22 protein-coding genes are annotated in these 23,020 nt (G+C 63.0%); 9 read left to right on the forward strand and 13 right to left on the reverse strand.

The features are described from left to right. The first annotated feature begins 18 nt into the window (after positions 1 to 18). From LA521A_RS00315 to LA521A_RS00330, 4 genes are all read left to right on the forward strand, one after another. A complete protein-coding gene (locus LA521A_RS00315; protein WP_281780429.1) occupies positions 19 to 765 on the forward strand; it encodes an SDR family oxidoreductase in 747 nt (248 codons plus the stop codon). Then, entirely contained in the window at positions 759 to 2,261 is a 1,503-nt protein-coding gene (locus LA521A_RS00320) for an efflux transporter outer membrane subunit (RefSeq protein WP_281780430.1), read from the forward strand. Before LA521A_RS00315 ends, LA521A_RS00320 begins: the two co-directional genes overlap by 7 nt. Positions 2,262 to 2,460: 199 nt before the next feature. Continuing rightward, positions 2,461 to 3,051 carry a GTP cyclohydrolase I FolE gene (gene folE / locus LA521A_RS00325; protein WP_281780431.1) on the forward strand — a complete coding sequence of 197 codons (591 nt, stop codon included), beginning with the start codon at positions 2,461 to 2,463 and terminating at the stop codon, positions 3,049 to 3,051. 16 nt (positions 3,052 to 3,067) lie between these two features. After that, positions 3,068 to 3,691: a DUF938 domain-containing protein gene (locus tag LA521A_RS00330; protein ID WP_281780432.1), complete on the forward strand. Its 624-nt coding sequence runs from the start codon at positions 3,068 to 3,070 to the stop codon at positions 3,689 to 3,691. Between the two features lies 1 nt (position 3,692). Here the strand turns inward: LA521A_RS00330 and LA521A_RS00335 are convergent, their stop codons facing one another. The 6 genes from LA521A_RS00335 to LA521A_RS00360 form a co-directional block, all read right to left on the reverse strand. After that, complete coding sequence (locus tag LA521A_RS00335) at positions 3,693 to 4,286, reverse strand: HAD family hydrolase (protein ID WP_281780433.1); 594 nt, start codon at positions 4,284 to 4,286, stop codon at positions 3,693 to 3,695. Positions 4,287 to 4,664: 378 nt separating this feature from the next. After that, positions 4,665 to 5,780 (reverse strand): cell division protein ZapE, encoded by a 1,116-nt coding sequence (gene zapE / locus LA521A_RS00340; RefSeq protein ID WP_281782145.1) that lies wholly within the window; start codon positions 5,778 to 5,780, stop codon positions 4,665 to 4,667. A 2-nt stretch (positions 5,781 to 5,782) separates the two neighbouring features. Then, positions 5,783 to 6,475 (reverse strand): alpha/beta hydrolase, encoded by a 693-nt coding sequence (locus LA521A_RS00345; protein WP_281780434.1) that lies wholly within the window; start codon positions 6,473 to 6,475, stop codon positions 5,783 to 5,785. A gap of 48 nt (positions 6,476 to 6,523) precedes the next feature. Next, positions 6,524 to 8,212, reverse strand: coding sequence for an ExeM/NucH family extracellular endonuclease (locus LA521A_RS00350; protein ID WP_281780435.1), 1,689 nt, complete (start codon positions 8,210 to 8,212; stop codon positions 6,524 to 6,526). Positions 8,213 to 8,395: 183 nt separating this feature from the next. Further along, on the reverse strand, positions 8,396 to 8,911 hold the full coding sequence (locus LA521A_RS00355; RefSeq protein WP_281780436.1) for a c-type cytochrome: 516 nt from the start codon (positions 8,909 to 8,911) through the stop codon (positions 8,396 to 8,398). Positions 8,912 to 9,072: 161 nt separating this feature from the next. Further along, positions 9,073 to 9,342, reverse strand: a complete 270-nt coding sequence (locus tag LA521A_RS00360; RefSeq protein WP_281780437.1) for a hypothetical protein — start codon at positions 9,340 to 9,342, stop codon at positions 9,073 to 9,075. Positions 9,343 to 10,612: 1,270 nt separating this feature from the next. Between LA521A_RS00360 and LA521A_RS00365 the strand changes: the two genes are divergently transcribed. From LA521A_RS00365 to LA521A_RS18955, 3 genes are all read left to right on the forward strand, one after another. Continuing rightward, positions 10,613 to 12,685 (forward strand): DDE-type integrase/transposase/recombinase, encoded by a 2,073-nt coding sequence (locus tag LA521A_RS00365; RefSeq protein ID WP_281780438.1) that lies wholly within the window; start codon positions 10,613 to 10,615, stop codon positions 12,683 to 12,685. Then, on the forward strand, positions 12,670 to 13,779 hold the full coding sequence (locus LA521A_RS00370; RefSeq protein WP_281780439.1) for an AAA family ATPase: 1,110 nt from the start codon (positions 12,670 to 12,672) through the stop codon (positions 13,777 to 13,779). The genes LA521A_RS00365 and LA521A_RS00370 overlap by 16 nt, the downstream gene beginning before the upstream one ends. An 82-nt stretch (positions 13,780 to 13,861) precedes the next feature. Next, positions 13,862 to 15,142: a hypothetical protein gene (locus LA521A_RS18955; protein ID WP_425494543.1), complete on the forward strand. Its 1,281-nt coding sequence runs from the start codon at positions 13,862 to 13,864 to the stop codon at positions 15,140 to 15,142. On the opposite strand, the gene LA521A_RS00375 is transcribed toward LA521A_RS18955, so the two are convergent. From LA521A_RS00375 to LA521A_RS00405, 7 genes are all read right to left on the reverse strand, one after another. Continuing rightward, complete coding sequence (locus LA521A_RS00375) at positions 15,139 to 15,378, reverse strand: hypothetical protein (protein ID WP_281780440.1); 240 nt, start codon at positions 15,376 to 15,378, stop codon at positions 15,139 to 15,141. The two genes, LA521A_RS18955 and LA521A_RS00375, sit on opposite strands and share 4 nt — an antisense overlap. Positions 15,379 to 15,447: 69 nt before the next feature. Continuing rightward, the gene (locus LA521A_RS00380) at positions 15,448 to 15,804 is read right to left on the reverse strand and encodes a response regulator transcription factor (RefSeq protein WP_281780441.1); all 357 of its coding nucleotides are present in this window, start codon (positions 15,802 to 15,804) and stop codon (positions 15,448 to 15,450) included. A gap of 312 nt (positions 15,805 to 16,116) precedes the next feature. Further along, a complete protein-coding gene (locus LA521A_RS00385; protein ID WP_281780442.1) occupies positions 16,117 to 17,277 on the reverse strand; it encodes a sensor histidine kinase in 1,161 nt (386 codons plus the stop codon). A gap of 521 nt (positions 17,278 to 17,798) precedes the next feature. Further along, complete coding sequence (locus LA521A_RS00390) at positions 17,799 to 17,981, reverse strand: hypothetical protein (RefSeq protein WP_147298670.1); 183 nt, start codon at positions 17,979 to 17,981, stop codon at positions 17,799 to 17,801. 693 nt (positions 17,982 to 18,674) lie between these two features. Continuing rightward, positions 18,675 to 18,908 (reverse strand): hypothetical protein, encoded by a 234-nt coding sequence (locus LA521A_RS00395; protein WP_281780443.1) that lies wholly within the window; start codon positions 18,906 to 18,908, stop codon positions 18,675 to 18,677. 389 nt (positions 18,909 to 19,297) lie between these two features. Continuing rightward, the gene (locus LA521A_RS00400) at positions 19,298 to 19,624 is read right to left on the reverse strand and encodes a hypothetical protein (protein WP_281780444.1); all 327 of its coding nucleotides are present in this window, start codon (positions 19,622 to 19,624) and stop codon (positions 19,298 to 19,300) included. A gap of 841 nt (positions 19,625 to 20,465) precedes the next feature. Beyond that, positions 20,466 to 20,909, reverse strand: coding sequence for a fasciclin domain-containing protein (locus LA521A_RS00405; protein WP_115844691.1), 444 nt, complete (start codon positions 20,907 to 20,909; stop codon positions 20,466 to 20,468). A gap of 960 nt (positions 20,910 to 21,869) precedes the next feature. Between LA521A_RS00405 and LA521A_RS00410 the strand changes: the two genes are divergently transcribed. Together LA521A_RS00410 and LA521A_RS00415 are read left to right on the forward strand one after the other, a co-directional pair. Continuing rightward, positions 21,870 to 22,562, forward strand: a complete 693-nt coding sequence (locus tag LA521A_RS00410) for an SOUL family heme-binding protein (protein ID WP_281780445.1) — start codon at positions 21,870 to 21,872, stop codon at positions 22,560 to 22,562. 25 nt (positions 22,563 to 22,587) lie between these two features. Continuing rightward, complete coding sequence (locus LA521A_RS00415) at positions 22,588 to 22,980, forward strand: hypothetical protein (protein ID WP_281780446.1); 393 nt, start codon at positions 22,588 to 22,590, stop codon at positions 22,978 to 22,980. Positions 22,981 to 23,020: the final 40 nt, after the last annotated feature.

The following is a 23,020-nucleotide window of genomic DNA, read 5'->3' on the forward strand; positions in this document are numbered from 1 at the left end:
CCCCCACAGGAGTTCCAGATGTCTGCTTCCAATGGTTCGAAGATCGCCCTCGTCACGGGCGCCACGCGCGGCATCGGTTTCGAAACCGTCCGCCAGCTCGCGCAGGCCGGCGTGCACACGCTGCTGGCGGGTCGCGATCGCGGCCGCGCCGTCGACGCCGCGCTGAAGCTGCAGGGCGAAGGCCTGCCGGTCGAGGCGATCGAGCTCGACGTCACCAGCACCGCGAGCATCGCCGCCGCCGTGCAGGAGATCGACCGCAAGTTCGGCCGACTCGACATCCTGGTGAACAACGCCGGCATCATCGTCGAGGACAAGACGTTGCCCAAGCCGTCGCAGCAGTCGGTCGCCGCATGGCGCGAGACGTTCGAAACCAACGTCTTCGCCGTCGTCGAAATCACGCAGGCCTTCCTGCCGCTGCTGCACAAGGCGCCGGCGGCGCGCATCGTCAACGTGTCGAGCATCCTCGGCTCGCTCGCGCTGCACACGCAGCCCGGTTCGCCGATCTACGACTTCAAGTCGATCCCGGCCTACAACGCGTCCAAGAGCGCGATCAACTCGTACTCGGTGCACCTGGCCTACGAACTGCGCGACACGCCGATCAAGGTCAACGCCGTGCACCCCGGTTACGTGAAAACCGACATGAACGCCGGCGAGGGCGAGATCGACGTGCCCACCGGCGCGAAGACCAGCGTCCAGATGGCGCTCATCGACGCCGACGGCCCGTCCGGCGGCTTCGTCTACCTCGGAGAAACGCTGCCATGGTGAACATCGCTTTCGCCAGCCGCACCCTCACGCTCGGCGTCGCGGCGGCATTGCTCGCCGCGTGCGCCGTCGGTCCGAACTACGTTCGACCGAACATCGAAACGCCGTCGAAGTTCGTGCGCGATGAAGCCGCCAGCGACGCGCGCGCGGCCGACATCGTCACCGGCGTCGAGCAGAACGCCGCACCGGCGCCGTCGCCGCAGGCCGATGCCGAGTTCTGGCGCAGCTTCAACGACCCGCTGCTCACGCGGCTGGTCGAGGACGCGCTCGCCGCGAACCACGACCTGCGCATCGCGCTGGCCAGCTACGACCGCGCCAACGCGCTGCTTCGCAATGCGAAGCTCGACCGTTTCCCGACGGTGACCGCCAGCGCCACCGGCAGCGATTCGCGCGCCAGCGCCGACCAGGCGCCGGGCGTGTCGCGCGCCGATCGCGACGGCGAAAGCTACAACGTGCAGGCCGACGTCAGCTGGGAACTCGACCTCTACGGTCGCGTGCGTCGCAGCGTGGAATCGTCGCGCGCGGAAGCGTGGGCGGCCGCGTCGGACCTTGATGCGTTGCAGGTCGCCATCGTCGGCGAAGTCGCACGCAGCTACGTCGAATTGCGCGGCCTGCAGGAACGCCTGCGCGTCGCGACAGAGAACGCGGAAAACCAGCGCGAAACCCTGCGCCTGGTGAACGCGCGCTTCGACGCCGGACGCGGCACCGAGTTCGACACCTCGCGCGCACGTGCGCAGCTGGAAGCCACGTTGTCCCGCGTACCCGCGCTGGAAGCGCAGGTCGCGGTGACGATGCATCGCCTCGCCGTGCTCACCGGGCAGACGCCGGATGCGTTGATCGCCGAACTCACGCCGGTCAAGCCGCTGCCGGCGTTGCCGACGCGACTGGATCCGGGTTCGCCGGGCGACCTGCTGCGCCATCGTCCCGACGTGATCGCCGCCGAAAACCGCCTGCACGCGGCTACCGCGCGTATCGGCGTGGCCACCGCCGACCTGTTCCCGCGCTTCACGCTGGGCGGTCTCATCGGCAGCCAGGCCGTCGACACCAGTTCGCTGTTCGAACGCGACAGCGAGACGCGGCTGGCGTTCCTCGGCATCGACTGGTCGTTCCTCGACATCGGCCGCGTGCGCGCACGCATCGCCGCCGCGGATGCGGATGCCGCGGGCGAACTCGCGCGCTACCAGCAGTCGGTGCTGCTCGCGCTGGAAGACACCGAGAACGCGCTGGTCCGCTATGCGCGCACGCGCGTGGAAGACCAGCACCTGGAGCAGGCCGCCGCCGACAGCGCTACCGCGGCGCGGCTCGCGCGCGTGCGTTACGACGCCGGTGCGGCGGATCTGTTCGAAGTGCTCGACGCCGAACGCACGCGCCTGACCGCCGAGGAAGCCTTCGCCGATGCGCGTACGCGCAGCGCCAGTTCCGCGGTCGCGCTGTACAAGGCGCTCGCTGGCGGCTGGCCGACGCGCGTGCCCGTGCGCGAGGACGTCGCCGCGCGCTGAGTTCCACCGTTCCCCTGGCCGTCGACCGGCGGCGCCACGACTCCCCTCCCTCACGTGGCGTCGCCGGTTGTTCGGTTTTCCCCACATGGCCGTTGCCCTTCGCGCCGCCGGGATCCATCCCCTCCGGCGGCGCCTTTTTTCTCCGCTCGCGCCGGGTGGAGTAGCATTCCCGTCCCCCCGAACACACCGAGTCCGTGCCATGGCGCAAGACGACAAGCCCACCCGCGACCAGGCCGAGGCCGCCGTGCGCACGCTGCTGCGCTGGGCCGGCGACGATCCGGCGCGCGAAGGCCTGCTCGACACGCCCAAACGCGTGGCGAAGGCGTACCAGGACTGGTTCAGCGGTTACGCCGAGGATCCGGCCGACTACCTGATGCGCACCTTCAAGGAAGTCGAGGGCTACGACGAGATGATCGTGCTGCGCGACATCGAGTTCGAAAGCCATTGCGAACACCACATGGCGCCGATCATCGGCAAGGCGCACGTGGGCTATTTGCCCGACGGCAAGGTCGTCGGCATCAGCAAGCTCGCGCGCGTGGTCGAGGCGTACGCGCGCCGCCTGCAGGTGCAGGAGAAGATGACCGCGCAGATCGCGCAGGTGATCCAGGACGTGCTGCAGCCGCGCGGCGTCGGCGTGGTGATCGAAGGCGCGCACGAATGCATGACCACGCGCGGCGTGCACAAGCGCGGCGTGAGCATGATCACCTCCAAGATGCTCGGCAGCTTCCGCGAGGACGCGCGCACGCGTGCGGAGTTCCTGCAGTTCATCGACGTCGGCCCGGGACGCTGACGCCGCAGGTGCACCCGTGAGCGAGCTGCCGAACGCGCCGTCCTGCGAGCGCAATCGCGATCCGATCCTCGCGGTGCTGCAGCGCCACTTCGCCGATCGACGCGAGGTGCTCGAAATCGGCAGCGGCACGGGCCAGCACGCGGTGTATTTCGCCGGTGCGATGCCGTGGCTGCGCTGGCAGTGCAGCGATCGCGCGGAACACCTTCCCGGCATCGCGGCGTGGCTCGAACACGCGTCGTTGCCCAACACGCCGCAAGCGGTGGAACTCGACGTCGCATCCGGCCCGTGGCCGCGCTCATCGGCATCCGACGGCCGCTTCGATGCGGTCTTCAGCGCGAACACGCTGCACATCATGGGCTGGCCGCAGGTGCAGGCATTCTTCGCCGGGCTGGACGACGTGCTCGCTTCCGACGCAACGCTCGTCGTGTACGGGCCCTTCAACTACGGCGGCGCGTACACCAGCGACAGCAATCGCGACTTCGACGGCTGGCTGAAGGCGCGCGATCCGCAATCGGCGATCCGCGATTTCGAGGCGGTCGACGCGCTTGCACAGCGCATTGGCTTGCAACTCGAGGACGACGTCGCGATGCCGGCGAACAACCGCTGCCTTGTCTGGCGGCGGGGCGCCCGCAGCGGCTGACTCAGGCGATCTGGCGCCCGCGATACCAGCGGCGATGCGCCAACGCCAGCAGATCCCGGTCCTCGTGCGTATCGCCGTAGGCGTGCACGACGGGGTAGCGCGACAGGTCGTAGCGCTCGCGCACGCGGCGCGCCTTCTCCACGCCGACGCATTGCGCGCCGGAGTAACGCCCCGTCATCACGCCGTCGCGCGATTCCAGCGACGAACACAGCAGCTCCAACCCGTGCTGCGCGCAGAAGTGCGACAGGTACAGGTCGAACGAGCCGGACACGACGACGATGGTGTCGCCCTTCTCGCGATGCCATTGCAGGCGCGCCATCGATTCGGGGCGCAGCGTCGCGGGCACGATGTCGCGCGCGAAGCGTTCGCCCGCCGCGCGAACATCGCGCAACGCCAGGCCGCGGAACGCGAAGTCCGCGATACGCTCGCGAACGCGATTGCCGCTGACGATGCCGGCCTTGTAACCGACGATGGCCGGCGCGAGCACGACCTGCCCGATCACCCGCCGCCGCTTCGTCGTCGCCATGCGCACGAAATCGGGCATCAGTTCACGCGTGGTGATCGTGCCGTCGAAGTCGAACAGGGCGAGGTTCATCGGTGCGATCCGTGCGGAAGAATGGCGAGTGTACGGGTGGCGTTTGCGCTGCGACGCCGGGCGGAGTGTCCGGTTTGTCGCACCCCTCTGTCCCCGTCATCCCGGCGAAGGCCGGGACCCAGGCTGTTATGGTTCGGGTACTCCGAGGCGTCCGCCATATCACCGTCATTCCAGCGAAAGCTGGAACCCATGTTGATCTTGAGCATCCACCATCAATCACGAACTCCGAAGCAGGCGCAGTGGGTTCCAGCTTTCGCTGGAATGACGGAAGAGCGCGGATGGCGTGACAGCCTGGGTCCCGGCTTTCGCCGGGATAACGGATTGGGATAGCGCGCCAGATCGATGCTCGCGGGCGAAGCCACGCGAGCGACCGCGGATCTATCCCCGATGCTCCAGCGACAGGAACTCCGCCGACTGCATCTCGATCAACCGCGACGCCGTGCGTTCGAACGCGTGCGCCAGCTTCTTTCCCGTGTACAGCGCAGGCGGCGCGTCGGCCGCGGTGCAGACCAGGTTGACATGGCGGTCGTACAGCTCGTCGATCAGGTGCACGAAGCGGCGCGCCGGGTCGTCGTTGCGGCCATCGAACAGCGGAATGCCGCCGACGAGCACCGTGTGGTATTCGGTGGCGATCTCGATGTAGTCGCTCGCCGCGCGCGGGCCTTCGCACAATGCGGCGAAGTCGAACCAGGCATGGCCTTCGGCGAGCGCACGCACGGGGATTTCGCGGCCTTCGATGACCAGCGGGCCGTCCTCGCGCGGGCACGTCGCGGTGAGTTCGCGCCATCGCTCGGCCAGCCACGCGTCGGAAGCGTCGTCCAGCGGCGCGCGGTACACGGGCGAGCGCGTCAGCGCGCGCAGGCGGTAATCCTGCGCGCTGTCCAGGAGCAGCACCTTGCAGTGCTTCTCGATCTGCGCGATCGCCGGCAGGAAACTCGCGCGCTGCAGGCCGTCCTTGTAGAGGTTCTTCGGCTCGGTGTTGGACGTGGTGACCAGCGTGACGCCTTCGGCGAACAGGCGCTCCATCAGGCGGCCCAGCAGCATCGCGTCGCCGATGTCGTTGACGAAGAACTCGTCGAGCACCAGCACGCGCAGGTCGCCGCCCCATTCGCGCGCGATCGTCGCCAGCGGATCGCTCTGGCCGGCGTGCGTGCGCAGCTGCGCATGCACCTCGCGCATGAAGCGGTGGAAATGCGTGCGACGCTTCTGCTCGAAAGGCAGGCTGTCGTAGAACAGGTCGATCAGGAACGTCTTGCCGCGACCGACGCCGCCCCACAGGTACAGGCCGCACGGCGGTTCGGGCTTCTTGCCGAAGAGGTTGCCGAACAGCCCGCGCCTGGGCGGATCGAGCAATGCCGCATGGATGCGGTCGAGTTCGCGCAGCGCGGGCCGTTGCGCCGCGTCCTCGTTCCAGTCGCCACGCGAAACGCCCGCGGCGTACAGCATCGAAGGAGTCGACGTGGGTGCATCCGCATCCACGCTGCCAGCGGCCATGTTCATGCCGACGTGGCGCCTTCGGTCGCCGGCGGGAGATATGGCTTGATGCCGTTCTTGATCGCGCCGCGCAGGTCCATCAGGCGCCGATGGAAGAAGTGGCTGGTCTCGGGCATCTTCACCAGCTCCGGTGGCGGATCGAGCTTGAGGCTGTCGATCCACGCGTACACCGCCTGCGGATCGACGATCTCGTCCTCTTCGCCCTGGATCACCAGCCACGGGCACTGCGGCGGCGTGAGGGTGCTGAAATCCCAGTTTCGGCCGGCCGCCGGCGGCGCGATCGAGATCACCATGCCCGGGTGCAGCTCGTTGGCGCACTTGAGCGTGATGTACGAGCCGAAGCTGAAACCTGCCAGCCACAGGCGCGCGCCGGGGCGCTGCTCGCGCACCCACGCCGCGACGGCACGCAGATCGTCGGCTTCGCCGCGGCCCTGGTCGAAGCTGCCTTCGGACGCACCGGTGCCGCGGAAGTTGAAGCGCACCGTCGCGATGCCCGACTCGCGCAGCGCGCGCGCGGCCATCGTCACGACCTTGTTGTGCATGGTGCCGCCATCGGTGGGCAGCGGATGGCAGACGATGGCGACGGCGTCGCGCACCGGCGCTTCGGCCGCTTCGACGATGGTCTCCAGTGCGCCGGCCGGGCCCTGCAGGGTCAGCGTGGTGGTGGCTTCGTGCGGGAAAGCGGGCTGGTTCATGCGCTCAATGATACGGGCTGGGGTATTCAGGCCCTGTCGCCACGGCGCTCAGAGGTCGAAACCCAGCACCACCGGGTCGTGGTCGGAGCTGCGCCACGGCCCCGTGCCGCCGGCGCGGTAGCCGGCCGATTCGGGTTCGTCCGCGTTGACGTGCCATTCGGCCGCGCCGCGCAGGCGTTTGGCGAAGTCGGGGCTCAGCAGCGCGTGATCGAGCCGGCCCAGCTGGCCGTCGTAGACGTAGCTGTAGGGCGCCGCCACGCCGGCGACGACGAACGCGTCCTGCCAGCCGGCCTCGCGCAGCGTGCGCATGGGCTCCTCCTGCGCGTAGGCGTTGAAGTCGCCGACGACCAGCGTGCGTGCGCCGTGGCCGGTGGGATCGGTGGCGAGCCACGCGTCGAGGCGTCGCGCCGACTCGGTGCGCGTTGCGTTGTAGCAGGAGGCGCCGTCGCGCTGGTCGCGGTCCAGGCCGTCGGCGTCCTTGCACCCCTTCGACTTGAAGTGGTTGGCGACCACGACGAACGACTGCCGCTTTGCATCGCCCTTCAGCGGCGCGAACGCCTGCGCCATGGGCACGCGGCTGTGTTCGCCGAACGGGCCGCCTTCCAGCGTCTTCGGCGGGCCCAGCGTGCGCACGCGATCGGCGCGGTAGATCAGGCCGACGCGGATCGGGTTGTCGCCCGGGCCCTGCTTCGCATCGACGAAGCGCCAGCGGCTGCCGTCGGCGTTGAGCGCGTCGACGAGCGCGGCGATGCTCGACTCCTCGCCGTAGCCGTCGTTCTCCAGCTCCATCAACGCGACGACGTCGGCATCGAGCCCCTCGATGATCGCGACGTGCTTGGCGAGCTGCGCGGCGAGTTCGGCCGGCGTGCGCGCGCCGCGCATCGTGGGAAAACCGCCGCCATGGCCGTCGCCGTTGAACAGGTTTTCCAGGTTGAGCGCGGCCAGGCGCAGCGTGCCGGGCACGGTGGGCGCCTGCGGTCGCGCGACAGCCTCCAGCGACAGCGCGCCGTCGACGCGCAGCGCGACGCCGTGTTCGACCTGATCGATTACGCCGCTCGCGCCGGTGATGCGACTCCCGGTGCGCGCCTGCGCGAGGCCGTCGGGCCATGCGCCGTTCGGGGCCTCCAGCGACAGCGTGCGGCGCGCGTTGTCCGCGACCTCGTTGCGGTAGCCCTCGCTCCCCGGAATCTGGCGCTCGGTCGGCTGCCACAGGCGTGCGTCGAGGCTTGCCTGCACGCGGCCGTGCCTGGCCAGCTCGCCGGTGTCTGCGAGGAAGACCGGGCCGTCGAGGCGGACGCGCATGCCTTCCAGCCGCTCCCAGTCGCTGGGCGCGGTGGTCAGCGCGAGCGGGGCGACGTCGCCGCGCCCGACGCGCTCGATGCGCGGCTGCACCAGCGCCGTGCGCGTGGCGCGTCCCGCGTCGAGTTCGGCCACGTTGCCGTGCACGATCACCATGTCGCCGGGCGCCACGCTCGCGGCGGCGTACTGCACGAAGATCGCGTCGGACGTGGCGCCGTCGCCGTCGCCGGCGTCCTGCACGTACCAGCCGCCGTTGCCGAGCGCGCTGACCACGCCGCGAACGGTGACCGCCTGACCGGCGAGCGCGCTGCGTTCGGCGTGTCCCTGGACGGCGCCGATCGCAATGGTCGGGCGGTGGTCGGCCACCGACGCGCAGCCGATCAGCAGGCAGGGCGCCAGCAGCAGGGCCGGTCGGAGCGGGGAGAAGGAACGGGTCATGGCGCGCTCGCCGCGGAAGAGGCGCGCATTATCGCGAGCGCCCGTGCCCGGCGGATGTCGGCGGGTTGCCGCGGTGAGGCGGGATCGCGTGAATCGGGACGCCCACGGTGCGGCGCGTTTTCCGGAATCCGAAAACGACAACGCCGCCCGGAGGCGGCGTCGTGCGGAACGGATGGGGCCCGATTACTTCAGGTTCGCCAGCATCCAGTCGACCGTGGCGATGACCTGCTCGTCGGTCAGGGCCGGGTTGCCGCCCTTCGGCGGCATCACGCCGGCGGTGCCGGTGAAGCCTTCGATGGCGTGCTTGTGCAGCGTGTCGGCGCCCTTGGGCAGGCGGTCGGCCCAGTGGGCCTTGTCCAGCGTCGGCGCGCCGCCGGCACCGGAGGTGTGGCAGCCCGTGCACAGGTTGTTGAAGATCACCGAGCCGTCCGTCGTGCCGCCGTAGGCGACCTGCGAGGCGGCCTTCGCGGCGGCGGCGGCCGTGGCGGCCTGCTGCGCGGCGGCGCCCGTGCTGCCGGCGTACACCGCGCCCACCGGGGCGATGCGCTGTTCGGTGCGCTTGGCGACGTCCGGGTTGATCTCGGCCGGAATCTGGCTGTGCACGAACATGGCCGCGACGATCAGGCCCAGCGTGACCAGCATCAGGAAGCCGATCACCATCGAGAATTTCTTCAGGAATTCGAGGTCGTAATTGCGCACAAACCCACCTATGGCGCGCCCTTGCGGGTCACGCGAAGCCATCGACGATCGACCGCCCCAAGCGGCCGCGCGCCAGTATACGGCCCGCCCGGCTGCTCCACTAGGTTCAGACTTGGGCGGCCCGGAAGCGTGAAGTCGTTCGCATCGGCGCGAGCGCGGCCTCATCGGCGGCGGATCGGCGCCCGCAACCGCGTGCCTGCATCGGTAATAACGAAAAACGGCAACCGCGTGGCTGCCGTTTCGTTGCATTCGATCCGCGTGACAACGCGGTGCCGATCGCCGCGTCGCGACCGGGCCACGATATGCATTCCCAAAAAAAATGTCGCCGGCTTCTCATAGAAATTGCCCTCCGCGGGGCGAATCGCCACAAAGACGTCATCACGCATCGGGCTTGCCGTCGGCCGGGAGCGGGTCCGGATCAAGCTCTCCACGCCCAGCTCCGGTAGCGTTCGCATCGAAGCGGGTACAGGCCGCTGACAGGCAGGCGTCCGCGCAATTAAGGCAGAGTGTGCTCAAAAACTGCTTGAAACACCTTGGGAGTTTCGCCGAACGGCGCCCTGCTGGGCCGGGGAATAGTTTGATAAATCAATTGGTTACGCCGAAATGTTCCCCGGGGAACATTTCGCACAACATTGTCGCGGGTCAGAAGTTGCATCCGGACAGCGAATGAGTACCTTCCGGATATGCCGGAATTACGCACTCTCTGGTCTCCCACGCGTCGTCCGCAGAGTAGCTCGCTGTGCAGATCGTGTCCTGTTTTGGCTCCTACGTACGAATCGCAGACGTCTAGCAGTTTCTGGGGTACCCCAGCGCCGTTGCCGCGCGGAAAGCAGCTGCGGATCAAACCCTCGGGATCGAAGCAGCTTGTCTGCCAAGGCGTGCGGGCGATTTCGTGCGATCCCGGGGAGCTCGCCACTTGCCTCTTCGAAGCTGCGGCGGCGGGAAACCGTAACCGGTACTCCGGCAGAACCCCAAAGCGAAAGGAGGGTGGCGCGCGCTAGCCTGACCTAGATGCAAAAAGCCCGGACCTTACGGCCGGGCCTTTCTGCTCTCGCAGATGTCTGCTTGGTGGCTGACACTGGGAGAATAGGCTTATCAGGCCGCTTGTCAAGCGGAGGGCTAGCCTTGCGTCGCATTTCAGGTGCGACATCATAATCAGACCATCTCTCTTCGATTTACGAGTCGCGAGGCCTGTCACTCAATCGCGCCAGGCGAGGTGTCGCCTATTAACGGCCGCAATCGCTCCGAGATCCGGAGTGGGGCGTGAATCTCCCAGGGCCACGGCAAACGCTCCTAGAGGGCCTCACGAGGCGCTCTCACTTGGCGGAAGCCGACCTGCGTCGGCATCTCGCGTTTCTTGGCTTACCGCCTGAGGGCGCCAACTACGTCCTTTCCTCTGCAGCCCAAGCACATGCCAGTCCGTCTGAGAGCCATGCCCGAAAAAACATAACCGGAGAGTTCGCTTCGCTGGTACCCGCAGCGGTCGGCGATGAGGAAATGGATTGTCGCCTTCCATTCGACTCTCTCTCAGGCGAGTTCGCATACAGCGTCATCTCGCAATCAGACCCTTCAGTTCTATTCGCGCTTGATCACCCCGACTCTATACCCCTGACAATCACTGACCGCCTCGGCAGAGCCAAGCGCATTACGTACACCCCAGACTACCTGCGAATAACACGGGAAGGAGTGTGGGTTGAGGAGGTGAAATCCAAGGATGATCTCTTGGGGCTCTGCGAGACACATCAGCACAATTGGGTCCGTAGGAACGAGCGGTTCCACTATCTTCAGGCGGAAGCCGCGTTTCGAGCACTTGGCCTGAACTTTCAAGTTGTTGTCCGCGACGACTTGTCGTGGCTCAGGGTCCAGAACCTGCTACTGCTCAGGCTGACCGTCACGAATCACGCCGGAAATTTTACACGCGGACTATTCGAGGAGATTGCGTCGTTCGTTGAGCGAACTGGGTACTGCTCGATGATTGACGTTGTCGAAACACTTTCGCTCGACAACACGGTGCCCGTCCTTCTCGCAATCGCTCACGAGAAGGTTCACGTAGACCTGGATCGAGCAAGTCTGGCTGACGCGCACTCAAAATTCTTGTCCGCATCCGCCGTCGGGGCAAAGAATATTGGGGCTTTATTATCGACTGTCCAAGCCACGGCCGCGACAAGCGAATCGCTAGATCTACTGGAGCTTTGTGATCCAAAACACATCGAGGAATTCGTCTACCGTGTTGCCACCGTTTTTGGTCAATCTACCGAGGGAATAGATCGGAAGCAGCCTCATCCGCGGACAGTCCAGCGCTGGAAGCGGGCCTACGCCGCCAGCGGCTTCGACGGGCTGATTCCAAAATTTTTCAACTGCGGAAAAAAGGGGGCACGCATAGCTGATTGGCACGCGGAGCTCGTCGAAGAGGTCATTCGGGAGCATCGAGCTAGTCCGGACATCATCTCGCGCGCACAGTCCCGTGTCCGGTACAAGGAGATCCTTGCGACGAAATCATCTGAGGTGGACGAGCGTCCCATTTCGTACTCGCATTACTGCCGCCTCTGGAAACTTCGGAAGCACTCAAGAGAGGATGCGGTGGGACGAGGCGGAAAGCGCCTAGCCAACTCCTTGGCCCCGCACGGAGATGTTGATCGGCAATGCGTTACGGCTGCTAGACCATTCCAGGTCGCCCACATCGACCATTGCTATGCGCCTGCCTTTGTTGAATGGGCTGAGGCGGGTCGGACAGGCCAACCGTGGCTGAGCTTGCTCGTGGACGACCTCACCAAAGAAACATTGGCGCGAATTGTCCGCTTTGAAGCCCCGAGCTTTGAAGCAGATGCGCTCTTGCTTCGGGATTGTCAGCGGCGTCATGGCCGCCTCCCTGAAACAATAATGAGTGACGGCGGTCCTGACTTTCGTAGCACCATGTTTCGCGCGTGCTTGGCGGCGCTGGGAATACACTGGTTCAAACGTTCGGCCGCGTATTCCCAGTCCGGCGAGCCTGTGGAGCGGACATTCCTCACCTTTGCCAACACGGTATGCGCGGGTCAGGTTGGATTCGTCCCCGACATCCTGAATCTTCGTTCGATCGACAGAGCCAAGCATCCAAAAAAAGGGCCGAGGCGCACCTGGGAGAGCCTCATCGCTGACACGGATTGGATTCTGTTTGAAGTCTTGCCAAACCTGCCGAGTACCGACGGCTCTCCGTCACCGCGCCAGGTGCGGTTAGAGTTCGAGGCGTTGTACGGTACCCAAGGATTACTGATGGGGCGCGATCTTCGCTTCCTTATCACAACTGCTGTACCGCAAAGAATCACGGGCACGACGGAATCCTCGGGGGCCATTCGTTTCGCTGAAACGCGCTTTTACTCTACCGACTTGCTTGGCAGATGCGTGCCGACATCTTCTCTATACCCGCGTATCGATCCAGAAGATAGCTCGGTGATGTACTTCAAGCTGGACGGAAAGTGGCGTATCGCGAAAACGCGCGCCGCCACCGAGAAGCGGGGCAGGCATGATTCAGAGATTCTGAACGATCGCTTGCTCGAAGAGCGTCTTACGGCTGCGGAGCGCGAAGCTCGAACAGATGCTATGCATGGGGCCCCCTCCAAATACGTCCCGGAGGGCCGCCGTAAAAGCGCGCCGCAGCAACCTTATAACAAGCCCGATGATGCATATTCCAAAGGCGCGAGACCGACCGTTACCGCGGCGGCGCCCACGGACTGGTCTGCTATTGAAAGCTTTCCGACCTTTAACCCGGAAGATCCACGTTGGGGCACTTCGTGAGAACGAGTCCATATATAGATGAGCTGCTCAAACTCAAGCCGAACTTTACGGGCGTAATCGCGCACAGGAACTTCTCTCGATGTAGCCTCGAACTAGAGGCTTTCGCCGAGTTCAACAATGGAAGTGAGCTGGTGCTACTAACGGGACCGTCGCAGGCAGGAAAATCATTGGTCCTGCAGTATTTCGTCAGATACCTGTTGAACAAGGTTTACCGTGACGCTGACGAAAGTACGCTGCCGGTGATCGGTGCATGTGCGAACCTGGCTCGCCAAGGACACACTGCCACGAAGTACGTTTACGAGATGCTTCTGGGAGATGCTCGCAGCCCACTCTTCGACCAGACGAAGCTTATGGCTGCGAACTACCGTCCAGTCATGGCACTGAGTGAGCCAAGCATGCTTGCGGCACTCTCGCGCGCACTTCGCATACTAGAGACAGAATATGTACTCGCCGATGAGGCGCAGTTCATGATCAAGGCTAAGAGCGAGGAATTTCGAGGCTCACTCATCGAATCATTAAAGTCTCTCGTGTCCTATGGGCGATCGTTGATTCTGGTTGGTGGTTACGAAGTCGCCAAGGCAGTCCTCGAGTACAGAGAGCATATGGCTTCGAGGCCAACCATCATCCACCTCGCAAGGTATCGCAAGACGGACGATGACCTGAAGGAGTGGTACAGGATTCTGAAGGAATTCAGCGGCTCGGAGTTCCTTCATTTCCAAGATGACCTGACCCTGTTGCGTCTTGCGGAGATACTGCTTGAGGAGTGCCATGGACAGACCGGGATACTTCAGCACCGACTCGGTCGGGCGCGGTGCCGCGCAAGAGCGTGCGGCTCCTTAATTACGGAGCGGATCATCCGGGATACCCGTCCCACTGCGCGGCAGTGGCAGGTGGTAAGGGATAGCATTCTAGCTGGAGAAGAAACGCTCGATAGGCTAGTCGACGTCGGCCCTATACCAGAGGACAAGCAGGAATCTCACAACGGCGCCTGCTCTGCGGATCTCACCCACGTTGAGAAGACAAAGGAAAACAAGAAAGTTCGGAAGGCCTTCACGACCAATCCACGTCGCGCCTATCCGTCGGTTAATGTCTAGCTTCCTACTTCCTCTCAAGATTGAAGGCGCAGGTACGGCGCGAATTGAGTCGTTTGCCTCGTACTACGGACGCTTGGCGTACATGCATGCGATCAGTCGAAGTCAACTGACGCGGCTGCTGGCGAGTTGGCGTACGGTCCAGAGCAAAGTCGAGTTCCGTATCTCGGAAACACCGGTTTACGCATCCACGGGGACGGGCCTTTTCGGCTACCGCGAACGGGTCGATGCGTATGTAGGACTGGTCGAGGACGCGGTTGGGTCAGAGGCTGTCCAGCGTACTACGCTCATTCCGATCAGGCCGTCGCTGGCACCGCAGTGCGTAGGCTCGGTCAAAAGTTTGCGAGCATGGTGCGAAGCGTGTTTCGAGGAAGATCTTCAGTGCATGGAAGTGCCCTACGACAGATTCCTGTGGACATTGGCGCCGATAAATAGATGCCACCTCCACCGATTACGCTTGCGAGACCGGTGCCCCGTCTGCGGGAGCGAGCAAAGGTTTCACCATCGAACGGGAAATCCGCAGCTTTGCGTAAAGTGTGGGAGAGGACTAGTTGGGCCATTAGGTGAGAGGACTGTAGAAATCACCCCAGCGTTTGGTGAAGCTGATTGCGTAGAGCTCGTTAAGTCCATTTCGGAGGGCGCAATCGCAAACACAAGATCCGATGCATTGTTTGCCTTTGAGGAGACCTTGCACTCAGTTCTGTCTCCCCTTGCCGGAGCTGTTCGCGGCATCTCCGAGAACAGCGGATCCGCGCGAGCAAGTAGAAGGAACGTCCGCCCTTCGCTGATTACGCTCCTGAAGAAGGCCTTCACTGCCGGAGTACGGCTAGTCGATCTCTTAACTGACCCCGAAGGTGCAGCGATGATCGCTGGCCAGCTATTTTATGACCGCCATCAGCTCCCGGTCTCGATCCGACCGAATCACGGCGAGCGAATTCGGGAAGAGATGGAGCTCAAACTGAAGGAGCAACTATTGCGGCCTGCGAGCGAAGTGATTCCACCACTACGTGAGATTGCCAAACACCTGGGCGTTTCCGAGAGTTATATCCGTCGACAGGTACCGACCCTGGTTAAAAAATACCAATCACGTCGGCGTGGGGCGGCAGTGGCTATCGCGAACCGGAAGCGTGGACTCTGTCGTGCAGAGCTAGAAAAATGTCTAGCCCACAAGCGCGGTTCACGCGTATGGTCGCACCGCAAGGAGCTCGAGGCTCATCTTGTTATCGCTACTGGATGCAGTTACCCAACGGCGCGATCGGCAATCGCTCATGCATTGAGCAAAATGGCCGGAACTCGTGACGCGTGTACGCACGAGGAAGATCTCTGGGATTCGGATACCAGTTGTACCGACGCTGATACGAGCTAGTTCTGCGGATAACCTTTAGGCGGTTCGCGGGCACTAGTGAACATGAATCTGAGTCCGATCTTTCCAAGATGGTGTGCCATGTCAAAGGACAGCTCGTCGCCAAGCTCTACGTCAAGCAATGCGACGTCGAACGCGATGTCGTCCCCGAGTGCTCTGAAGGCCTCGGCGACCGTCAGCACATGGACGGTGTCGTGGCCTTCGGAATCCAGAGCCATCACGACGGTTGCGGCCATCATCGGGCTGTCTTCGAGCAAGAGTATGCGCACAGTGTCCCCATGCGGCGTCGCAGCCGACGCCTCGTCTGCCTAGTGGAAAGCGAGTGTTCTACGCGCCAGGGGCGACAGACGCGCGAGCATGTCGGCCACGCCATCCAGCGTGTAGGGCTTGGAAAGGAAAAGGGCGTCACTCGGCGCCGACTGTGGGTCAACGCCAGACGCGAAGCAAACAAGGTGGCCGGCAAGGCGCAGCTGTTCACCGGCCTCCAGCGTGGAGACGCCACCGACGTTCAAATCCAGGATGAAGGCGTCGTACGCGCCGCGTGCGATCAACTCAGCGGTGGATTCTATCGAGCAGGCAACATCGGCTTCGTGACCCAGAGAGGTCAGGGCCTCGCTGACCCGCTCCGCCGTGGCAGCACAGTCTTCGACCAGAAGGATTCGCATGCCGGGCCTCATCTCGCAGCGGAGCTGCACGGAGGCTCGGGTGACAGGACCAGGGTGAGTCCGATGCATCAAGGAAGGTACACGCTCGGCCACGCAAAGAGGTGATGGGGCGTTCATGACGTTGAACGCCGCGGCCTGTGCGTCGGCGATTCGACAAGCAACACGGGTGGCGCGCGTCTTGTGCGACTGGCTTTGCTCCCTCGTTCAACGGGAGCGTCGACTTCGGACGCGGTCCGCAGTGGGATTGCTATGTATACCGCTTGAAGCGGTTCGGCGTGTCCGAAGGAACGTTGTGCCGGAATGCCGGCCGGCTTACTGTCCGGCGAATTCAGTGGGCTCATCGCCCAGCGAATGCCGGGGAAGGTCGATGTTGAATACGCAGCCAGTGCCGGGAACGTTACGCACACTCAGCAGCCCGGCGTTGGCCTCGATGCTCCTGCGGGAGATGGACAGCCCCAGGCCCAGGCCGCTTCTATCTTGGGCCTGCTGAGTGAACGGCAGGAACATCTTCTCCGCGTCACCCGATGGAAGGCCGCCACAACGGTCCTCCACATCAATGAGGATGCGATCCGCCACCGCGTACGCGTTGACGGTGATCTCGGTGTGCGGGTGCGAGAACTTGAAGGCGTTCTGGAGCAGATTCCCGGCGGCCGCCAGGAGCAGGTCACGATCCACGTCGACGGCCAGCGATGGGTCCACGTTGGAAACCTTCAGTGTGAACCCACGTATGTCCGCTTCCAGCGACGCGGAGAGCCTGAGCTCGGCGAGGAACTCGTGGACGGAAAACAACCGGCTCTGGAGTGGAAGACCGGCGGTCATCCGAACCTCGGCGAGAGACCGGTCGATCAGGTTGCCCAGGTTTACCAGCGAACGCTCGAGGATGCCGCCGGTGGCACCGGTGACACCCACGCTTCCATTCCGGATGGCGGAAAGTGCCAGCGTCGCCGTCGCCAGCTGATTGCGCAGCTCGTGGGCAAGGAATCCCAGCCGTGCGTTCAGATCATGCACGTGCTGGTCCGCGACCACGATGTCGCGCTGATATCCGAACTCGGTGACGGCATTGGCTATCGCGTTATCGAGACAGCGGTTGAGGATCCGGAACTCTTCCACTTCGATCTGCGCATCGAGCTCGAACGCGAGATCAGTGATCGCCTGGCAGAGGTCGCCGTAGTCGTGGACCACTTCTTCGACAGTAAACCCGTGCTGCATCAGTTCCTTGCCATGCCGGGCCGCCGTATCGCCTATCTCGGACAGCGCCGGCTTGCCGCCACCGGCACGCCCTGAGACGCGTCGGCTCTGCAGCGGATCGGCGGTCTGCTCGAGTTCAAGTGTCTTGATTACCTGTTCGAGGAACACGGAAATGCCGTGTTCCAGCTCAGCGCCCGGAACGCCATAGGCGGATCTGGCCTGGACCTTCACCCTGCATCGGGCGGCCAGTTCGTCCCGGTTCGCGATGAGAAAGCGATGCATCATCACAACACCCTACGCCCAATGCCCGACCACGCCATGCGCGCGGTCTGCGCTCATCGGCCGCACACCTGTGTCCCTGACGATGTCCGCTATCGGTTTTCCATGCCCCGAAGACGCTCGTCTTGAGGTCGATAGCACCATTGCGCTATCGCTCCTGATAGACCGAGTAAGGGGTCGAGTAGAGTCGCCAAAGCCTCAATGCGCCGCCTGCGGCAACGGCGAACCCAATCACGAACAGACCAACCGGCAGCCAGGCGAGAACCTCGATGATCGGTCGCAGGAAGCTACCCGCCCTCTGGTCTATCGCTGCGAGCACGCCCGAAACCATGAGCGCCACGAGGGCGACAGCCGCGCCCCTCCATACACGAACACTCGCCTTTCGCTCCGTCTTCCGATGCCACCGGTTGAAGTCCACTGGGTCACCTCTGTGAATGCTCGCAGTAGGCCTGACGAAGATAAACGAGCGCGTGACGAGACGAGACGGTAACGCACGTCTTCCCGAGGCGCTTGCGGGCGCCCAGTGACTACTTCTGCTCACCGTTTTCGGCGTCATCGCCATCGTGCTCTTCATCCAGCTGCCCGCTGACGCCAGTGCGCCGGTCTTCGTTGTGTCCGGCTACCGGTCCTGCTGGCTCTTCCGGACGCTGCGACTGTTGCTGGTTGCCTAGACCTATGCGCTGCTTATCGCCTTCATTGACGCTACCCATCTCGCTCTTCCAAGTGTGTCGGCGAAGCGCCGAGCATCAACACTGCGCGCCTGGCCGTCAGCATGCAGTGACGCGCCGGTGCACAGCCAACTCAGCGGAAAAGATGCGTCGCGGTGGTTTCGGCAGAGCCTGCTCTCTGTGTCGCTTGCTACGTTCGATCAACTCACCGGTGCGCGAGATGAACCGAGTTCGGCGGTTTCGCGATCGCACGTGAGATGGGGCCATCCAAGGCCGGCGTTGCTAACCTCTCGTCACAAGGTGACGCGGATTGCGCAGTCAATCCTAGCTTCTCCGCCACCAGCTCTATGGCACTGTCGGTTATCGTGATCAGAGTTGGCGACGAATCAACGTCCGATGCCAGCTCGAGCGGGAAAGCTCCGGCCGAAGCTTGCAGGCGAACCTCGAAGGGGCTTGCAGGTGTCGGATAAACCAAACTCCGTGATCATCAGGGCTCAGGTGACGAACACCACTTGCGAAACTGTGCGACCCGGCCACCTGGAACAAAGGACATGGGTGATGAGGTCAATGTCGCGCATGCGCATTTTCGCAAGGCGTCACCCTGGGCGCTCGCAGAAGAGTAACAGCGTTTACCCACCTCATAGAGTTGCCCTCCGTTTCGCTCCGGTCGCTTCGGCCCGAGATGAAGCGGACCAGAGACGCGACCGGACATGCGCCGAATAATGCGGTCATACACTACGGCTTGCCCCCCAGCGACTTAACTATAAGCCCCTGCTCGTAGACAGCCTGCGCAAGCTCGGTCATTCGAACGGCGAACTCGTGGCCATTAACGAAGATGATCGTGAACTTGCCGCCGCCGTCAGCCGTTGGCTCTACGGCAGACATGTGGACGATGTGGCGGGGATTTATCCAGTTGTCGCCTAGCTTGATCAATGGGGTCATTCCTTGCGGGACAAAGTCTGCACTCACTCGCGCTGTCTACTGTGACGAGCAGCTACTCAAACCCGCGCCAATAAGTAAGTGCAAAGCTCCACCGTCCACCCCATTGTCGCCGTCTTCAATGCCTTGAGCGATGGCGTATCTGAGCAATTGCGAAGTCCTCGTAGCTTCGATCGGCATCCAGTGCTTGCAGTCGTGCCGATACCTGCTCGAACTCCTCCCGTGTGAGATCGCGAACGATCACCTGAAGCTCCGGCGGACTCATCCTGCCTTCCGCCCTGGACGTCCTGAATCGCGGCAGCAGCCTATCCTTGGAGAGTAGAGCGAATCGCTTCTCGTCAGTAACGTAGATGCGTCCGCACCTCCGCAGCATCTCAGCAGTCACGTCTCCTACAGTCGCGCGGATAGACATCTGACTCTCAACTCTCGACTGCGAGCGCCACTACAGCGGCGATGCCTGCCCCGACCGTGCACCAGTACGCCAAGAGCAAGATCGCGCGATAGCGAGAGCAGTAGCGGGCGCCAGCTTCGTCTATGCTGCCCATAAACTCTCGCGTCAGCAGATAGAGCATCGTGCTGCGCGCGCTCAGGACGGTTCGATCGTGCCAGCGAGCGGGCTGAGCCGCGTGCATCCACTGTTGAGGATGCCGCGACTTCAAGCCCCTCAGAAACGTGATCCATACGACGGTCTCAATTGCGATAGCGATCGCAAACAGAACGCAGGCGCTGGCAGTTACCGGCTTCATGGAAATTCTCGTGGCAGCTCCATCGCACGCCAGTGGGGGCGAAGCAACGTCGGCGAAGCTATTCAGCTTCGCCGATGGTCCGTTCGACTAGAACCGTGAGGCTTGGCCGTTCCTATGGCCCAGAGCGCTTCATGCGCGTGCCCTGAAGTAGTTCGGTCAGGACAGTTGCTGATGTCTGCAGTGTGCTCTGACTCTCGTGACCATGTCGTTACGAGCACCGCCCAAAGCCGAGCAGGTCACCGCGAGATTCCGCAAACTACGAACCCAGTCCACGTTCGGCACGCTTCTGCGGCCTACCGAAATACCTGCACCACCGCACGGAGGAGCAGGCGTTTGCTACATGGCCACGGGGGCATGGAGTGGTACGGTCGCCCTGCGGGGTTTCAGGGCTCTGACTGTCTGTAATGGCGAGCTGGCGCGCGATGCTGCAGCCGCCCCCCCTGACCACGTGGACCTCCAGCTCCCTGGCGGCAGCGCGTGAGACGATCATTGGCTAGCGTCCTGACGTCTTCGGAAATGTCTGAAGTGGCAAGCGCGCCATTGATCGCACCTATCAGCAATGCGTAACGATCGGCTTCCGTAAGGGTCGTGTGCCCCGTTCTGCACCGCGTGAACTGTGGTAGAAAAATCCTCGGTGTCACAGCATTCTTCCGTATGAGGCTTCACCCAGGCCGCATGCGCCGAGATCCAGTGGAACCAGAAGCGGCCATGCTGCATTCCCGTCAGTGGAGTGTACGAGTCTCGTTCTGGCCGCTCTTGAATCGCGGCTCACCTCTGAAAGATGAGGGTACAGAAGAACGGCGAGGGAAGCCCTCGCCGTTCCGTTGACACCCGCTGGCGGTTACTGCTTAGTCGGAATGTTGACCTTATCGATCCCATGGAGCAGACCATTGCTCGACCCGATGTCGGCAGAGGTAATCAGCGCTCCATCAATGCTGAGCTGGTCGTCCTTCAGGATGATCGGGGCCGACTGGCCGTTGACGGTTCTGGCAGCGTCCCACTTGCCAACGTCGGCCGCGGTCTTGCGGCCGCTGACAACATGGTAGTTCAGCAGCGAGACGAGTTCTTCCTTGTTCTCGGGCTTGAACAGACTTTCCAGCTTGCCAGCCGGAAGCTTTTCAAATGCCGCATCCGTCGGTGCGAACACCGTGAAAGGGCCCGTGCCGCGCAGCGTTTCGGTCATGCCCGCGGCATCAAGTGCCTTGCCAAAAGTCCTGAAGGACCCATTGGCGGCGGCGGTGTCGACGAGATTCTTGCCGTTGGGAATGTTGGTTACGGTGTTCATACGGGATTGCCTCTTATATGGTCCGCTGTTTTGCGGAATCCAGGGCGGCCGAAGCCAGACCCCGCTCGAAGCGGGGCGAGTGAGGCTCAGTGCGGAGGAGGAGTGGAATTGCAGCGCGGCTGAGTGGCCGTTGCGACGTTGCATCGCAATGCACAAGGATCGTGCGCCGTTGAGCGTGAGTTGGGCGTGAGCTAGCCTCGTCGCGGACCGGTGCTCGTTGGCCACGCGCCGCGGCTTGTACTCAGCAGCAGGAAGGGATCACCGCGCATGCTGGTGGCGTACCCAGCATGAATGTCATGCCTGGACGCGTCATTCACTCAACAAAATGAGCGCATAGTGTCGCAGGTTGCGAGCATGTATCGCTCCGTCTCAGTTGTGTTAGCCCCCAAGGCTGTGACCTCAAATCAGAACAGCCAATCGCGGGGCTGAGGACACTAATCATGAGAACGCTCATCGAAATGCTCGCATCACAGGTCACGCAGGCTATTGGGTCGTTGAGGGTGGATCGGCCACCGCAGCTACCAGACCCCGTGCGCGACGGGTGGCCAGTGCTAGCATTCACGCAACCATACTCGAGCCGAATGACTGCAAACCTTCGATCCTCGTCATTGCGTCGCAAGTCCTTCCGAAGGTTCCTGCATATTGATCGGCCTACGCCGTAACACGGCGCGTCGCCGGCAGCCTTGCGCTGACCGGAGAGAAGGGCGACCGCTTCTCTAAGTCACGAGTAAGTAACATCAGTTGGCGCACTCTCGAATGACACTACGGCGCAACGTCGTACTGGCCATTCGGGCCGCAGCACAGCACGCCACGCTCCTACCTTCCCTGAGCTAAGCGCCCCATGTCGGTCGGGGTTGGCTATTCGTTGGCGCTGCGGGCTATTTTCATCACAACTCATCGCCGGCGAGTCACGGGGGTCGTTTCCTACGATGCCACGGCGACGGCTGGACGGAGCTCATCATGAACGGTGCAACTGTCCCGTTGTTCACAGACGTACTCAAGTCAATACCGAGGTTCTTCGGCATCCGACTCGACGCCAGACCTGCCTACCGTATGGAGGATGTCGTGGGACCGGTCGAGATCAGGCGCTACGCGCCAGCCTTGTTTGTGCATACCTCTGCGGACGGAAGCCATGACGCCGCAGTGCGTGTCGCACGCGAGAAGCTAGAGGATTACATCTACGGTGACAACGAAGCCCTAGAGAAGATGGAGATGACCTATCCGACGTACCAGGGCGACGACGAGTCCACGATGTTCCCCAGCGCTTTACGCATGCGCGAGAGGCACGGCTGGAGAGTTGCATTCTTTCTCTCCAACAACTTGGCCGCTGGAGAGGCGCCGCTACCGGACGATCCGGCGGTAAGAGTGCATGAATCGCCGGAAACATTGGTTGCCGTACTTGGATACCGCGGTGCCGACACGGAGGAGAGCCGCATCGCTGCTAAGCGCGACCTAATGCAGACACTGTCGGGGTCACGGTGGGCAGCAGATGATCAGGTCTATTGGGCAAGTTATGACCAGGCGTTCGCCATCCCGTATCTCAAGAAGAATGAAGTTCATGTCCGTGTAGCGAACTCGAAGACGGAGATTGTCGTCTCGGCCAAGGTCGACGAGGCATGCAACAGCGACAGTGAAGCCGCAAACCAAGCCTAACCGCAGTACGCTCCGGAGAACTGAAATGCAAATCTTCACGAATGAAAAGAGAGATCGAAGTTTCCTACGCCCGGTCACTGAGGACGATTTGGCATTACAGCGCGCCGAGAACGAAGGACTGCCTTTCTTGTCGCACCGCGATGAAGCGAGCCATCTCTTCGCCCGCGTGTCGATGAGGCTCCGAAAGGGGCTTAGTCCAGTCGCGGATGGGAACTTGCTGACCCTTGAAGAGCTCCTCGCCGCGGTCAACAAGGTGACGCAAAGCGACACACAATTACGTCAGCAGTGTGCAAACCTGGTTGCACTCTTGGCATCGGACATTCGGAATGCGAAGCAGTTCTCCTTGGATAGTTGTCTCCGCGCCAGGCCGCTGCGCGATTGGCGCGAGCGCTACAACGGCCTAGAGTTCCTGCGATGACCCTCGCCGAAACCGCATCCTTCTGCGCTAGCGGATGCTG

This window comes from Lysobacter auxotrophicus (assembly GCF_027924565.1).
GTDB lineage: Bacteria > Pseudomonadota > Gammaproteobacteria > Xanthomonadales > Xanthomonadaceae > Lysobacter_J > Lysobacter_J auxotrophicus.